The organism is Streptomyces sp. NPDC101166, assembly GCF_044768125.1.
GTDB lineage: Bacteria > Actinomycetota > Actinomycetes > Streptomycetales > Streptomycetaceae > Streptomyces.
In genome coordinates, this window is record NZ_JBIWPF010000376.1 from 1 (window position 1) to 1,031 (window position 1,031).

General features: G+C 69.1%; 1 protein-coding gene and 1 pseudogene. Both read right to left on the reverse strand.

Annotated elements, in window-relative coordinates; all coding sequences use genetic code 11:
- On the reverse strand, positions 1 to 477 hold a 477-nt coding region (locus ACIRS4_RS39235), incomplete at its 3' end, for a transglycosylase SLT domain-containing protein (RefSeq protein ID WP_404205219.1).
- A gap of 137 nt (positions 478 to 614) precedes the next feature.
- A pseudogene (locus tag ACIRS4_RS39240) lies at positions 615 to 1,031 on the reverse strand (RNA polymerase subunit sigma-24); the annotation flags it as partial.

Here is a 1,031-nt window from a genome sequence, read left to right on the forward strand (position 1 = left end):
CCACGCGTTGTTCGGGCTGCCGTAGCGTTCGACCATGTAGCGGTAGGCCCAGCGCAATTGGGTGAGCGGGTTGAACATCCAGTCCGGGCCCTCGCTGAACATCTTGTGCGCGGGGAGGGCCTGGGGCAGCCCGTACGCGCCCGAGGTCGGGTTGATCGCGAACACCTGCCAGTCGCTCTCACGGGTGATGATGTGGTTGAACGAATCCCACTGGTCGAACGGGACCATGAAGCGGGACATGGTCTGCAGGGCGGGCTTCGAAAAGCGCTGGGCCGAGCCGACCAGTTGCAGCAGCGAGGCCGGATCGATGGGAAGCGCGACCGGGACGCCGGTGGCGGAGACGGGGTTGGCGATCTCGGTGCGGGCGTCGGCGTGTGTGACGCCGACCGTCAAGGGCGCGATGGCCGCCGTCAGCAGTCCGAGTACCGCGACTCGGATCGGGCGCCGGCGGGCGGTGTTCTCGTGGGAAGCGGGCAACGCCTGGTCCTTCCGTGTCGTTCACGAAAAAACAGACCCCATCTGTCTTCCAATCAGAAACCGACCGTACGCCCCTGAAGTTCGGTGTCCGGGTGAGCGACACGCGGGGAACTACCTGATCAGCGCTGACCCGCTGGTCAGCGCGCCCGCTCGCGCAGCAGTTCGCGCTCGCTGTCATTGGCGGTGAGTTCGGCCGCGCGCTCGAATGCCGCCCGCGCCTCGGCGGTCCGGCCCAGCCGTTCCAGCAGATCCCCGCGCACCGCGTGCAGCAGGTGATAGCCGTCCAGATCCGCTGCGACCGCGTCGATCAACTCCAGGCCCGCCGTGGGCCCGTGCACCATCGCCACCGCCACCGCGCGGTTCAACTCCACGACCGGTGACGGAAATCGTTGCGCGAGGACGGCATACAGTCCGGCGATACGCCGCCAATCGGTGTCGGCGGCGGCCGGGGTCACCGCGTGCACCGAGGCGATGGCGGCCTGCAGGGCGTAGCGGCCGGGCGGGAGCTCCCGCGTCCGATTCAGGGTGTGGGCGCGGGCCAGGGCGGCCAGTCC